At 65.3% G+C, this 12837-nt stretch carries 11 protein-coding genes and 1 pseudogene; 4 read left to right on the top strand and 8 right to left on the bottom strand.

Going from position 1 to position 12837, the window contains the following annotated elements; genetic code table 11:
• Window positions 1-112 precede the first annotated feature (112 nt).
• The gene (gene parC, locus ACCQ08_RS16845; RefSeq protein ID WP_373450449.1) at window positions 113-2473 is read left to right on the top strand and encodes a DNA topoisomerase IV subunit A; all 2361 of its coding nucleotides are present in this window, start codon (window positions 113-115) and stop codon (window positions 2471-2473) included.
• An 89-nt stretch (window positions 2474-2562) separates the two neighbouring features.
• Here parC and ACCQ08_RS16840 read toward each other — a convergent pair whose 3' ends face one another.
• Entirely contained in the window at window positions 2563-3477 is a 915-nt protein-coding gene (locus tag ACCQ08_RS16840) for a LysR family transcriptional regulator (RefSeq protein WP_373450448.1), read from the bottom strand.
• A gap of 107 nt (window positions 3478-3584) precedes the next feature.
• On the opposite strand from ACCQ08_RS16840, the gene ACCQ08_RS16835 reads away from it, so the two are divergent.
• Window positions 3585-5045 (top strand): amidase, encoded by a 1461-nt coding sequence (locus ACCQ08_RS16835; RefSeq protein ID WP_373450447.1) that lies wholly within the window; start codon window positions 3585-3587, stop codon window positions 5043-5045.
• A gap of 134 nt (window positions 5046-5179) precedes the next feature.
• Entirely contained in the window at window positions 5180-6160 is a 981-nt protein-coding gene (locus ACCQ08_RS16830; protein ID WP_373450446.1) for a Bug family tripartite tricarboxylate transporter substrate binding protein, read from the top strand.
• A 37-nt stretch (window positions 6161-6197) separates the two neighbouring features.
• Here ACCQ08_RS16830 and ACCQ08_RS16825 read toward each other — a convergent pair whose 3' ends face one another.
• From ACCQ08_RS16825 to ACCQ08_RS16815, 3 genes are all read right to left on the bottom strand, one after another.
• Window positions 6198-7346: an MBL fold metallo-hydrolase gene (locus ACCQ08_RS16825; RefSeq protein WP_312413531.1), complete on the bottom strand. Its 1149-nt coding sequence runs from the start codon at window positions 7344-7346 to the stop codon at window positions 6198-6200.
• Between the two features lie 124 nt (window positions 7347-7470).
• Window positions 7471-7932, bottom strand: a complete 462-nt coding sequence (locus ACCQ08_RS16820) for a RidA family protein (RefSeq protein WP_312461828.1) — start codon at window positions 7930-7932, stop codon at window positions 7471-7473.
• Window positions 7933-8059: 127 nt separating this feature from the next.
• A complete protein-coding gene (locus ACCQ08_RS16815; RefSeq protein WP_313332279.1) occupies window positions 8060-8521 on the bottom strand; it encodes a RidA family protein in 462 nt (153 codons plus the stop codon).
• Between the two features lie 156 nt (window positions 8522-8677).
• Here ACCQ08_RS16815 and ACCQ08_RS16810 point away from each other — a divergent pair, with 156 nt between their 5' ends.
• Window positions 8678-11050 carry a DNA internalization-related competence protein ComEC/Rec2 gene (locus tag ACCQ08_RS16810; RefSeq protein WP_373450445.1) on the top strand — a complete coding sequence of 791 codons (2373 nt, stop codon included), beginning with the start codon at window positions 8678-8680 and terminating at the stop codon, window positions 11048-11050.
• Here ACCQ08_RS16810 and ACCQ08_RS16805 read toward each other — a convergent pair.
• From ACCQ08_RS16805 to ACCQ08_RS16790, 4 genes and pseudogenes are all read right to left on the bottom strand, one after another.
• Window positions 11045-11254 carry a hypothetical protein gene (locus ACCQ08_RS16805; protein WP_373450444.1) on the bottom strand — a complete coding sequence of 70 codons (210 nt, stop codon included), beginning with the start codon at window positions 11252-11254 and terminating at the stop codon, window positions 11045-11047. The genes ACCQ08_RS16810 and ACCQ08_RS16805 overlap by 6 nt on opposite strands.
• A gap of 109 nt (window positions 11255-11363) precedes the next feature.
• Complete coding sequence (locus ACCQ08_RS16800) at window positions 11364-11888, bottom strand: HD domain-containing protein (protein WP_373450443.1); 525 nt, start codon at window positions 11886-11888, stop codon at window positions 11364-11366.
• A complete protein-coding gene (locus ACCQ08_RS16795) occupies window positions 11885-12223 on the bottom strand; it encodes a hypothetical protein (protein WP_373450442.1) in 339 nt (112 codons plus the stop codon). The genes ACCQ08_RS16800 and ACCQ08_RS16795 overlap by 4 nt, the downstream gene beginning before the upstream one ends.
• A pseudogene (locus ACCQ08_RS16790) lies at window positions 12210-12837 on the bottom strand (hypothetical protein); the annotation flags it as partial. The gene ACCQ08_RS16795 and the pseudogene ACCQ08_RS16790, both read right to left, overlap by 14 nt.

Below are 12837 nucleotides of genomic sequence, written 5' to 3'. Positions count from 1 at the left end.
TTCGCATCCTGTCTGACGGAGCCATCGAATGTCCCGCTGCCCATGCCGCTGAATGACAACACCAACCACAGCCGCGTGCAGCCGTGCCACAAGCAAAGAAAGCTGAACAACCATGAGTGAACAAACCGGTCTGGATTTGCTATCCAACCCCGAGCCCGACGACGGCGACAGCCTGGACCTGGGCAATTACGCGCAGCGCGCCTATCTGGAATATGCGCTGTCGGTGGTCAAGGGCCGTGCGCTGCCCGATGTCTGCGATGGCCTGAAGCCGGTGCAGCGCCGCATCCTGTTTGCGATGGACCGCATGGGCCTGGGCTACAGCGGCCCCAACCGCGCCACGGCGGCCAAGCCCGTCAAAAGCGCCCGTGTCGTCGGCGATGTGCTGGGCCGCTTCCACCCGCATGGCGACCAATCTGCCTATGACGCGCTGGTGCGCATGGCCCAGGACTTTGCCCAGCGCTACCCGCTGATCGACGGCCAGGGCAACTTTGGCAGCCGTGATGGCGATGGCGCTGCGGCGATGCGCTACACCGAGGCGCGCCTGTCCAAGATCACCAGCCTGCTGCTCGACGAGATCGACATGGGCACGGTGGACTTTGTGCCCAACTACGACGGCTCCACCGAGGAGCCCAGCCAGCTGCCGGCGCGTCTGCCGTTCTCGCTGCTCAACGGCGCCAGCGGCATTGCGGTCGGCCTGGCCACCGAAATCCCCAGCCACAACCTGCGCGAAGTGGCCGATGCCTGTGTGGCGCTGATCAAGAAGCCGGCGATGACGGACTTCGACCTGCAGCAGATCATTCCCGGCCCGGACTACCCGGGTGGCGGCCAGATCATCAGCAGCGACAAGGACATTGCCGATGCCTACCGCACGGGTCGCGGCTCGATCAAGGTGCGTGCGCGCTGGACCATCGAAGAGCTCGCGCGCGGCCAGTGGCAACTGGTCGTCAACGAACTGCCGCCCGGCGTGTCCTCGCAAAAGGTGCTCGAGGAGATCGAGGACCTGACCAACCCCAAGATCAAGACCGGCAAGAAAACCCTGACGCAGGAGCAAAGCCAGCTCAAGGCCACCGTGCTGTCCCTGCTCGATGGCGTGCGCGACGAGTCGAGCAAGGACGCAGCGGTACGCCTGGTGTTCGAGCCCAAGACCGGCAAGATTGCGCAGTCCGAGCTGATCACCTGCCTGCTGGCGCATACCAGCCTGGAGAGCTCCTCGTCGGTCAACCTGACGATGATCGGCATCGACGGCAAGCCCACGCAGAAGTCGCTGCGCCTGATGCTGGAAGAGTGGATCCAGTTCCGCCAGAAGACGATCACGCGCCGCTCCGAGCACCGTCTGGCCAAGGTGACGGACCGCATCCATATCCTGGAAGGCCGGCAGACCATTCTGCTCAATATCGACGAGGTGATCGCGATCATCCGCGCCAGCGACGAGCCCAAGGCCGCGCTGATGGCGCGCTTTGACCTGAGCGAGCGCCAGGCCGACGACATCCTGGAAATCCGCCTGCGCCAGCTGGCCCGCCTCGAAGCGATCAAGATCGAGCAGGAGCTGACCGAGCTGCGCGCAGAGCAGGGCAAACTCGAAGACATTCTGGCCAACCCTGCGTCGCTCAAGCGCCTGATGGTCAAGGAGATCGAAGCCGACGCCAAGCAGTTTGCCGATGCCCGCCGCACCCTGATCCAGGAAGAGAAAAAGGCCGTCGCCGAAGTCAAGGTGGTCGATGAGCCGGTCACCGTGGTGGTGTCGGAAAAAGGCTGGGTGCGGGCCCGCACCGGTCATGGCCACGCGGCCGACAGCTTCAGCTTCAAGTCGGGCGACAGCCTGTATGGCACCTTTGAATGCCGCACGGTGGACCAGTTGCTGGTCTTTGGCAGCAACGGCCGGGTCTACTCGGTCGCGGTCGCCAACCTGCCGGGCGGCCGGAGTGATGGCCAGCCGGTCACCACCTTGATGGAGCTCGAAGCGGGCACCCAGATCCAGTACTACTTTGCCGGGCCGCTGTCCGCCCGCCTGCTGCTGGCCAGCAGCGCCGGCTATGGCTTCACCGCGCTGGTGGAGAACATGGTTTCGCGCCAGAAGGGTGGCAAGGCCTTTGTCAGCCTGGACGATGGCGATACGCTGTGCGCCCCCTCGCATATCTCGGGCAGCAGCGGCAGCCTGCCACTGGCCGATGCCAGCCATGTGGCCTGCGCCTCGGTCGGCGGCCGCATCCTGACCTTCGAGGTCGCCGAGCTCAACCACATGGCCAAGGGTGGCAAGGGGCTCAAGCTCATCGACCTGGAGGACAAGGACCGCCTCGCCGGTGTCGCCGTCTACACGCGCAGCATCCGTATCGAAGGGATCGGGCGCGGCGGCAAGGCCCGTGAGGAAACCCTGGAGATCCGCAGCCTCAACAATGCCAAGGCCGGTCGCGCCAAAAAAGGCAAGCTCGCCGATCTGGGCTTCAAGCCCAACGCCGTGTTCCGCGTTGAATAAAACGCACTGCCCACGACCATCCACCGCTCCCAAGCCCTGCCCGGTATCGCCCGGCAGGGCTTTTTCATGTCCCGTCGTTGCAGCGCCGATCAACGCTGCGCTGGCAACAGCGCTCGCAAATGGTCGACAAAGGCGCGCACGCCCCGGGGCAGGTTGCGGCCCGTCAGCGTTTGCAGTTCGATCAAGCGCGCATGCATGCCGCGCTCGCGGATAGGCACGGTGTGCAGCAGGCCCTGGCGCACATACTCGCGCACGGTGACCTCGCCCCCCAGGGTGAGCCCGCCGCCATGCAGCACAAAGCGCACCAGCGCATCGAACTGCCCGCTCTCCAGCACGGGCTCAAACACCAGGCCACGCTGGCCGCTGGCAATGTCAAACAGCTGGCGCGCGGTATTGCCATCGTCCAGCAAGGCCAGCGGGTAGGGCTGCATTTGCGCCAGGCTTACGCTGGCAAAGCGGGCCAGCGGATGGCCGGGCGGCATGATCAGGATGACCGGTGAGTTCTGGCGGTGCTGCACATCAATATCGCGCACGGCAACACGGCTGTAGGTCAGACCGATGTCGGCCTCGCCGTTGCGGACGGCCTGGGTGACCTGGGCGGGCGAGGCGGACACCAGCTGGAACTGCATGCCCGGGTGCTGCTCCCGGAACGTGGCCATGGCCAACGGCAGAAACTCAAACGCAAAGCCGGCCGATGCGCAGACCCGCACCTGGCCTCGGCGCAGGCCTTGCAGCGCCTCGATATCGGCGACGACGCGCTCGGCCTCCAGCGCATGGCGCTTGGCATGGGTGGCGAGCAACTCACCGGCCGCGCTGGCCACCATGCCGCGCGGGCGGCGCTCGAACAGCGGCACCTGCAGCACTTCCTCCAGCGATGCGATCTGGCGGCTGACGGCGGACGCCGAGACATTCAGGCGCAGCGCGGCCTCGCTGACCGAGCCGCTGCGCACGACTTCCAGAAAATAGCGGATGGCGGTGTCCTGGAGGTGTTGCGAGGGGGTCATGGTCTGCTTTGCAAAAAACGCAACGATAACCGCAAAAAATTGTGATTGTCGAAATGGGCAGCATTGCCTATGCTGGATTTTTACGACATCCAAGAGACATACCTCCCATGCCATCCCAGCCTGTTCCTGCCGACCACAGCATCGTCGAGTTGAGCGCCGTGGCGCTGTCGGCGGCCATCCAGCGGCGCGCGCTGTCCTGCACCGAGGTGCTGCAGGCCTTCTGGGGCCAGATCGACCGGCTCAACCCTGCGGTGAACGCGCTGGTCGCGCCGATGCCGCGCGAGCCGCTGCTGGCCCAGGCCGCGCAGCTCGATGCCGAACTGGCCCAGGGCAAAAGCCGGGGGCCGCTGCACGGCTTTCCGCAGGCACCCAAGGATATTTCACCCGCCGCGGGCATGGTGACAACGAAGGGCTCGCCGATCTTCCAGGGCCAGGTCAGCAGCAGCGATGCGGTGATTTTCGAGCGCATGCGCGCAGGCGGTGCGCTCTTTGTGGCGCGCAGCAATTCGCCCGAGTTTGGCCTGGGCGGCCATACCTATAACCCGGTCTACGGCACCACGCGCAATGCCTTTGACCAGAGCCGCTCGGCTGGCGGCAGCAGCGGCGGAGCTGCGGTGGCCGTGGCGCTGCGCATGCTACCCGTGGCCGATGGCTCGGACATGATGGGCTCGCTGCGCACGCCAGCTGCCTTCAACAATGTGTACGGCCTGCGCACCTCGGTGGGCTGCGTGCCGCATGGCCCGGGCGATGAAGTGTTTTTCCAGCAGTTCAGCGTGGCCGGGCCGATGGCGCGCGATATTCCCGATCTGGCCTTGCTGCTGTCGGTGCAGGCAGGTTTTGATGCGCGCCTGCCCTTGACCCACCGCAGCGATGGCGCGCAGGACTGGGGCCAGGGACTGGAGCGCGACTTCCGGGGCCGCAAGATCGCCTGGCTGGGTGACCTGGGCGGCCACCTGCCCACCGAGCCGGGCCTGCTCGACACCTGCCGCGCGGCGCTGGGCGCTTTTGCCGACATCGGTTGCACAGTGGATGAGGTGCTGCCCGACTTTGACCTGGAGCAGCTCTGGCGCGCCTGGATCGATCTGCGCAGCTTCAGCGTGGCGGGCGCCAACGCGGCGCTGTACGACGACCCGCAAAAGCGCGCGCTGCTCAAGCCTGAGGCCTTGTGGGAAATGGAGCGGGGCCGCGCGCTGTCAGCCATGGACATCTATGCCGCCGCCAAGGTGCGCAGCAGCTGGTACGAAGTGCTGCGCCGCCTGTTCGAGCGCTATGACTTCGTCGTGCTGCCCGCTGCACAGGTGTTCCCGTTCGAGGCCGAACTGGACTGGCCCCATGCCGTGGGCGGCCGCAGCATGGACACCTACCACCGCTGGATGCAGACGGTGGTCGGTGCCACGATGGCCGGCTTGCCGGCCCTGTCCGTCCCCGCCGGATTTGGCCCCAGCGGGCTGCCCGCTGGCCTGCAGATCATCGGGCCCACGCATGCTGACCGGGCGCTGCTGCAAATCGGCCATGCCTACGACCAGGCCAGCGGCCACGCGCGCCGGCGCAGCCCTTTGCTGGGCTAGGTGAACCGCGCGCTCCGCCCCTGCTGGTCCACCGCATTTCCTCTGCGCAGACCGCCACAGAGCCAGCGCTGCTGCAGCGCTGGCCTGCGAGGGTCCTGCACCCGTTTGTCGACAAAAAGGTAGATCCCATGTCCATGCCGATATCCCGTCACCGCTTTTTGACCTGCCTGGCCGCAGGCGCTGCCAGCCTGGCCTTGCGCCCTGCGTGGGCCCAAGGCTACCCTGACCGTGCGATCAAGCTGGTGGTGCCCTTTGCGCCCGGTGGCGCCACGGACATTCTGGGCCGGCTGCTGGCATCGCAGCTCAGCGAGAAGCTGGGCCAGTCGGTGTTTGTGGAGAATCGCCCGGGGGCAGGCACGGCCGTGGCGGGCGGGCAGGTCGCCAAATCGGCGCCCGATGGCTATACCTTGTTCTTGGGCGCTAGCTCCACCCTGGCGATGAACCCGGTGGTGCGCAAGGCGCTGCCCTATGACCCAGTGCGCAGCTTCAGCATGCTGGGCCTGGTCGCAGACATGGGCCTGGTGCTGGTGGCGAACCCGGCCGTCAAGGCCACGTCGCTGCAGGAGCTGGTGGCGCAATCGAAGGCGGCGCCGGACCGCTTTTCCTACGGCTCCTTTGGCCCGGCCTCATCGGTGCATTTTGGCGGCGAGATGCTCAAGAGCGCGACCGGCATCCGCATGCTGCATGTGCCTTTCAACGGCAGCACACCGAGCCTGACGGCGCTGATGGGTGGCCAGGTGCAACTGGCGGTGGACACCGTGGTGGCGACCACGCCGCTGATCAAGGCCGGCAAGATCAAGCCGATTGCCGCACTGGGCGCCCAGCGCCTGGCCTTGCTGCCCGACGTACCCACGGTTGCGGAAAGCGGCTTTCCCGGTTTTGACATGAGCACCTGGTTTGCCTTTTTGGCGCCTGCCGGCCTGCCCGAGCCGGTGCGTGCCAAGCTCGAGGCCGCCTTGGCCGATGTGATGGCCCAGCCCGCCACGCAGCAGAAGCTGGAGAGCATTGGCCTGACCCCTGCCTGGGGCAATGGCAGTGCGCTGAAGGCGCGCGTGGAGCGCGAGCTGCCGCTGATGCGCGATGTGGCGCAGCGCGCCCAGATCGAGGTGGAGTAAGTCCGGGGGCGGGCGGTGCTGAAGTCGAAGAAAGCGCTTAGCGCAGTGCTTCCCACCACCGCTTGTTGCTGCGCGGCTGGCCCACGGTCAGCACCTCGCCGATCTCGGGCGTGGCCAGTTGGATGCCTTGCTGCTGGGCCAGTGCTGCGAGCCGGTCCATGGGTTCACGCCAGCCGTGCATGGCCAGCGCAAAGGTGCTGTTGTGCACGCTGTACAGCACCTGGCCGCGTACATCGGTAAAGGCCTGGATGGTTTCTTCCGGCGTCATGTGGACGGAGGGCCAGTAGGCGTCATAGGCGCCGTTTTCCATCAGCGCGAGGTCCATGGGGCCGAACTTCTCGCCAATCGCCTTGAAGCCGGGGAAGTAGCCGGTATCGCCACTGTAGTAGATACGCTGGCCACCCGTTTGCAGCACCCAGGACGCCCAGAGCGTGCTGTTGCGGTCGCTCAACGTGCGGCCTGAGAAATGCTGGCTGGGCGTGGCGGTCACTTCCACGCCGGCGTGCTGCTGTTGCTGCCACCAGTCCAGCTCGACAATGCGATCAGGCTCAACCCCCATACCGCGCAGGCGTGCGCCCACGGCCAGCGGCACAAAGTAGCGCTCCACCTTGCCCAGCAGGAACTTGATCGTCGGCTCGTCCAGGTGGTCGTAGTGGTCGTGCGACAGGATCAGGCCGGCAATGGGCGGCAGGTCTTGCAACGGCAGCGGTGTGGGGTGGAAACGCTTGGGGCCAATAAAGCTGAACGGCGATACCCGCTCGCCAAACACCGGGTCGATCAGCCAGTAGTTGCCCTGGAGCTTGAGCAGGTGCGACGAGTGGCCCAGCCGGATCACATGGTTGGCATCCGCGGGCAGCGCCTGCAGCTGCGCCGGGGTGACGGTGTTGACGGGAATGCTGTCCAGCGGTGTGGTGCCGCTCTTGTCACCGAACAGAAAGCGCGACCAGATCTGGAAGCCGCCGGCATGGGGCTTGGCGGCAGGATTGGGCGGGTTTTGAAAGCGCTTTTCAGCGGACGAATACTGGGGCGATGCCTGGTAGCGGCGTTGGCTGTCCTCGTCCGGGGTCGAGGCACAGGCCACCAGAGAGCAGGCCGTTGCCACGAGCCAGCCGCTGCGCAGCCGTTGAAAGCCGCCGTTGCCACGGGTGGTGTTGTTGGAGGAGGAGGCGGGGCGGGGCTCTTGCATGGCTAATATCAATCGGGCAGGGTGGGGCGTTAAGCGACTGCCATGATACGGCGCCCACAAGAAAGCCGCATGGCTGCGGCTGTTGTAGGGATTTAGCGAAAAATCTATTGATTAATCTACAGATTTATTCCACTTCTGCGATGAGTTCAATCTCCACACAGGCGCCCCGGGGCACCTGGGCCACGCCAAACGCGCTGCGGGCATGGGCTCCCTTGTCCGGCCCAAACACCTGGGCCAGCAGTTCGCTGGCGCCGTTGGTGACCAGATGTTGCTCGGTGAAGTCTTCTGTGCTGTTGACCAGGCTCATCAGCTTGACAATGCGCTTGACCTTGTTCAAGTCACCGCCCACCGCTGCCTGCAAAGTACCCATCAGGTCGATGGCGACCGCGCGTGCTGCCTGCTGGCCTTCAGCGGTGTCCATGGTCTTGCCGAGCTTGCCGGTCCAGGGCTGGCCGTTCTTGCTGGCCGTGTGACCGCTGATAAACACGAGCTGGCCTGTCTGCGCATAGGGTGCGTAAGCTGCGGCGGGCGTGCGCACCGGTGGCAGTTCAATGTTCAGGGCTTGGAGTTGTTCGTAGATGCACATGCCGGTCTGGTCCTTGCTGGGGTGAGGAAGAGAGGCATCTTAGAGCTAGCGCCGGCCCAGCACGCATGCAAAAACAATGCGGCGCCATACCCGCAGGGCATGGGCGCCGCATGGCGTGGTGTGCGGCTCAGGCCAGTTCGGCGATCAGCTCGATCTCGACGCAGGCACCCATCGGAATCTGGGCGACGCCAAAGGCGCTGCGGGCATGGGCGCCTTTGTCAGCGCCAAACACCTCCGCGATCAACTCGCTGGCGCCGTTGGTGACCAGGTGCTGCTCGGTGAAGTCGCCGGTGCTGTTGACCAGGCTCATCAGCTTGACCACGCGTTTGACCCGGTTCAGATCGCCGCCGGCGGCATGCTGCAAGGTGCCCAGCAGATCGATGGCCACGGCGCGCGCTGCCAGCTTGCCTTCTTCGGTGTTGATGTTGCGGCCAAACTGCGCCACCCAGGGCTTGCCATCCTTGCGGGCAATGTGACCACTCAAAAACACCATGTTGCCAGTCTGCACATAGGGCAGGTAGGCGGCAGCGGGCACCGCCAGCGGTGGCAGGCTGATGCCGAGGGCCTGGAGTTTGTCGTAAACGCTCATGGAATCCTTTCAACAATGGAGGCGGGGCAAAGCGCCAGTGTGGCACAAATGCCCTGCTTGAGCGTCGTTGCCCGTGTCGCCTGAGAGGGGCAACGACCCACTTTAGGGCAAGTCCGGATCGGGCTGATGGGCAGCGCTGCCTAGCATGTGGGGATGATGGAGACTTCTTCCGCCCAGCCGGCGGACCCGCGCAGGGGAGGGCCGGGCAGGCGCTGCTACTGGCGGCCGGCCGCCTGGCTGTGGGGCATCCTGGCCGGTACGGCGGTGCAACTGCAGCAGGCCAGCCTGGGGTTGGGCTGGCACTACGCCGCATCGGCACTGCTGGGGGCCGTGGCCAGTCTGCTGCTGAGCCGCTGGCGCAGGCCGCTGCCGTGGCCGGATCGCGCTCTATGCTGCCTGGCAGCCGCCGCGCTGGCGTTTGGCCTGGCGGGCATGCGTGCCGTCCACCAAGCACACTCGCAGTTGCAGCCGCTATTTGAGGGTGTGGACCTGCAGCTGGAGGGTGTCATCGTGGCGATGCCTTTGCCGGTCAGCGGCGGCCAGCGCTTTCGGCTGAAGACCGAGCAGGCCTGGTTGGAGGGGGCGGCGGTAGCCGTGCCGCCGCTGGTCGACCTGTCCTGGTACCGCGCAGACCACCGCGCCTTTGCGCGCGTGCCGATGGAGCAGCCTGCATCGGCAGAGGGCGCCTTGCCGCTGCTGCAGGCGGGGCAGCGCTGGCGGTTGCCGGTGCGTCTGCGCGCTCCCCATGGCAGCCTGAACCCGCATGGCTTTGACTACGAGATGTGGATGTGGGAGCAAGGGGTGCAGGCAACGGGCTATGTGCGGCACGGGCAGGCGCTGGAGCCACAGCTGCTGGCATCGCGGCAAGGCCATGCGGTGGAGCGCTTGCGGCAGGCGGTGCGCGATGGCATGGTGCAGCAGCTGGCGCCGCCGGGCGAGCCGCAGGCGGCAGAGCGGGCACGCATTGCCGGTGTGCTGGTGGCGCTGGTGACAGGCGAGCAGCGCGCCATTGACCGCGAGGACTGGCGTGTGTTCCGCATCACCGGGGTGGCCCATCTGATGGCGATCTCGGGCCTGCACATCACCTTGTTTGCCTGGGTATCGGCGGCGATGATCCGCATCGTCTGGCGGCGCAGCCCGGCGCTGTGCCTGTGGCTGCCGGCACCCCATGTCGCGCTGTGGGGTGGCGTGCTGTGCGCTGGGCTGTATGCGGTGTTCAGCGGCTGGGGCATCCCTGCGCAGCGCACGGTGCTGATGCTGGTCGTCGTGGCTGCGCTGGCATCGAGCGGCCGGCAGTGGCCCTGGTACATGCGCTGGTTGCTGGCCTGCGTCTGCGTGGTGCTGGCCCAGCCGATGGCCTTGTTGCAGGCGGGGTTCTGGCTCAGCTTTCTGGCAGTCGGTATCTTGTTTGCATCCGACCGAGGGCCCGGCAACCGCGCGGCCGCAGCGCCCGCCCTGGGCGCGGCACAGCGCGGCCTGCGCGGCGCGTTGGCCGCCACGGCCCAGCTGCTGCGCGAGCAGTGGGTGGTGACCTTGGCGATCACGCCCTTGTCCCTGCTGCTGTTTGGCCAGGTGTCGGTGGTGGGTTTTGTGGCCAACCTGCTGGCCATTCCGTGGGTGACCTGGGTGGTCACGCCGTTGGCCTTGCTGGGCGCGGTGCTGCCAGCCTTGTGGACGGCGGCGGCCTGGGCGCTGCAGCCCTTGATGCTGGTCCTGCAATGGCTGGCGAGCTGGCCCCATGCGGCGCTGTGGCTGGCGGCGGCACCTGGCTGGGCGGCGCTGGCTGCGGTGCTGGGCGGTGTGTGGCTGGTGCTGCCCTGGCCCTGGCGGCTGCGGCTGCTGGGCCTGCCTTGTCTGCTGCCAGCCCTGTTCTGGCAACCGCTGCGGCCGGTGCATGGCCAGTTTGAACTGTGGGCGCTCGATGTGGGCCAGGGGCAGGCGGTGGTGGTGCAGACGGCCAGGCATAGCCTGCTGTACGACGCCGGCCCGCTGTATGGCCCGGGCAGCAACGCCGGTGACCGGGTGGTGGTGCCGGCCATGCGGGCGATGGACGTGCGCGGGCTGGACAGCGGCAGGCTCGATCTGCTGGTGCTGAGCCATGGGCATGTGGACCATACCGGCGGCGCCGAGGCGGTGGTCGAGCAACTCCGGCCTGCCGGCGTGCTGGGCTCGCTGCTGCCCCATGAGCGCCAGCGCCTGGGCATAGCCGCCGCGCCCTGGCAGGACTGTGCTGCGGGCCAGACATGGACCTGGGATGGCGTGCAGTTCAGCGTGCTGTTTCCAGGCGAGCAGGAGCTGGGTGCTGCCGACAGCCCCATCCCCAGGCAAAGCTCGGGCAATCCCATGAGCTGTGTGTTGCGTATCGAGGCCGCAGCGCTTGGTGGCCATGCAGCGGCCGCCTTGTTGCCCGGCGACATCGAGCGTGCCCAGGAATGGGCGCTGGTACAGCGCCATGCCGATGCGCCAGCCGCTTTGCGTGCCGACCTGATGCTGGCACCGCACCATGGCAGCAATACCATTGCGCTATAAGGCTTTCTGAGGTTTGTGCGGGATTTGTGCGGGTTTTCTGAATAAATATGCACGAACTTCGCTTCTGAGCCACAGTCTTTTTCTTGGCGTGCTGGTTGGTGCGGGTGGCGGAAATCCGGGAAGTTTGACCAGAACATCGCGTGCATGGCGGTCTCCGCAGTGGTGAAGTTTGGCGATGTCGGAGAGGGTTAGTAGATCGTTCATATCAATCTCCAAAATGAAGAACCCCGCAGTTGCGGGGCTCGGGTTCGTCTTGTTCGGGGAGGGGTGCTCGTTTGTCACCCCATTTGCGGGAGCGTTTGGTGGTCATGGCTCACTCCCAGCTTGGTAGCGCCGAGAATTGTCGATACGCCATCTCGCGCAGCCGAGGGTCAGCCTTGTCCATCACATCCAGCAGTAGGCGCTTTTCTTCAAGGTAGACCTTTGCGAACTTCGGGTCGTGCTTGACGATGCTCGATGTGTTGCTGATGAGATCGGCGCATTTGATGGTTTGAATCCATCCCGAGCAGGCTGCGAGCCGTTCTCGGGCCTTTGCTTTCCTCTCGGCTCTGTTCGCACCTGTCTCGATATCTGTCAGGCCGGAAACCCCAAGAGCAACTCGATAGGAGAACAGGTTTTCTATCTCGTTAAGGGTTACCTCGCAATCCTCTACCGTATCGTGCAGCCATGCCGTAGCCACGGCATCCTCAAAGCCGAACTCATCTACGGCCAGGGTAGACGCGACAATAGCCGCGACCTCAGCCAGGTGGATAAAGTAAGGCTCTCCCGTGTATTTGCGTTCTTGCTGGGCATGCACCTTTCGTGCAAAAGTCATAGCCCGGAAAATCAGATTGTTCATGTGCTTCCTTCCTGCTTTGGGGCGACGGGGAGAGGCGCCCAATGGGAGGGTTTGAAGTCGAAGCCGTTCTGCCAGATCATCCCTGTTGGCACGTAGCGCGGCTCCTCTGGCGGTAGGTGCTGCTCGCGCAGCTCTCTGCCGCCTTGATGATGGATTTTCCAAACCGCGCCCGGCGCAATATTGGTGTGGATGAATCGAATGAAGCGGCCCTGTTCGTCAAACCGCGCCTCATAGGGCAGGCCTCCGATCAAAGCAAGGAAGTGCGTGCCATCCCTCGGCGCAGTCTCGATTGGCTGCCAGCGGTCTGCCTCACGGCTTGGGTCAGGGGTTGTCATTGGTGGCTCCTATTCCTGGTGGCATTGGCATCGGGTGCCACTTTTCGATCACTTCCATCATGGCCGCGTGGAACTCAGCGCATATGCGGTCTGCATCGTCTATGCCGGGGTGAACATCACCTGCGCGATCGACGAAGCGCATGGCAGTCTCAGCCAGCTCGCGATTCTCTTCATGCTTCTGCGGCTCCCGCTCAGGTGGGGGAGGGGCAGCTGAGAGAGCGGAATCCGCTGCATCGCGCTCATCACGCAACTGCATGAGGTTCCACGGCGATCCACAGCCCTTGCTGACCACCTTTGCCTGGGATTCAAACCAATCTCTGGCACGCACCAGCGCGTCCCGTAGTGCTTCATCCGGCGCAGCCTGCCGCGCTGATAGCTGGGCCAGCTCACGCCCCTTGGCGCGAATGATTTCCGTCAAATCATCGTCGGTGCGGCCTGGATGCCAGCCAGCATCTTTCATCGCATAGTGAAACTGGTACACAGTTGCAGTGGCATTGTCGGCTTTCGTGCGCTGGAACTCATAGTTCTCGAAATGCAGTCTTGCCATTTCGGCCTTCTCGGCCTTGAGCTGCTGTATCTCGGCGTGCAGGCGGCGCAGTTCGGCGGCTGATTTC

It is taken from the genome of Comamonas sp. SY3 (assembly GCF_041730275.1).
In the GTDB taxonomy this organism is placed as follows: domain Bacteria; phylum Pseudomonadota; class Gammaproteobacteria; order Burkholderiales; family Burkholderiaceae_C; genus Comamonas; species Comamonas sediminis.
Note: the sequence above shows the minus strand (reverse complement) of the source record. Positions and strands in the feature narration are given on the sequence as shown.

Excerpts from the sequence above, each read along its gene's own strand:
- parC (WP_373450449.1), top strand. The coding sequence starts at position 113 with ATGAGTGAACAAACCGGTCTGGATTTGCTATCCAACCCCGAGCCCGAC.
- ACCQ08_RS16840 (WP_373450448.1), bottom strand. The coding sequence starts at position 3,477 with ATGACCCCCTCGCAACACCTCCAGGACACCGCCATCCGCTATTTTCTG.
- ACCQ08_RS16835 (WP_373450447.1), top strand. The coding sequence starts at position 3,585 with ATGCCATCCCAGCCTGTTCCTGCCGACCACAGCATCGTCGAGTTGAGC.
- ACCQ08_RS16830 (WP_373450446.1), top strand. The coding sequence starts at position 5,180 with ATGCCGATATCCCGTCACCGCTTTTTGACCTGCCTGGCCGCAGGCGCT.
- ACCQ08_RS16825 (WP_312413531.1), bottom strand. The coding sequence starts at position 7,346 with ATGCAAGAGCCCCGCCCCGCCTCCTCCTCCAACAACACCACCCGTGGC.
- ACCQ08_RS16820 (WP_312461828.1), bottom strand. The coding sequence starts at position 7,932 with ATGTGCATCTACGAACAACTCCAAGCCCTGAACATTGAACTGCCACCG.
- ACCQ08_RS16815 (WP_313332279.1), bottom strand. The coding sequence starts at position 8,521 with ATGAGCGTTTACGACAAACTCCAGGCCCTCGGCATCAGCCTGCCACCG.
- ACCQ08_RS16810 (WP_373450445.1), top strand. The coding sequence starts at position 8,678 with ATGGAGACTTCTTCCGCCCAGCCGGCGGACCCGCGCAGGGGAGGGCCG.
- ACCQ08_RS16805 (WP_373450444.1), bottom strand. The coding sequence starts at position 11,254 with ATGAACGATCTACTAACCCTCTCCGACATCGCCAAACTTCACCACTGC.
- ACCQ08_RS16800 (WP_373450443.1), bottom strand. The coding sequence starts at position 11,888 with ATGAACAATCTGATTTTCCGGGCTATGACTTTTGCACGAAAGGTGCAT.
- ACCQ08_RS16795 (WP_373450442.1), bottom strand. The coding sequence starts at position 12,223 with ATGACAACCCCTGACCCAAGCCGTGAGGCAGACCGCTGGCAGCCAATC.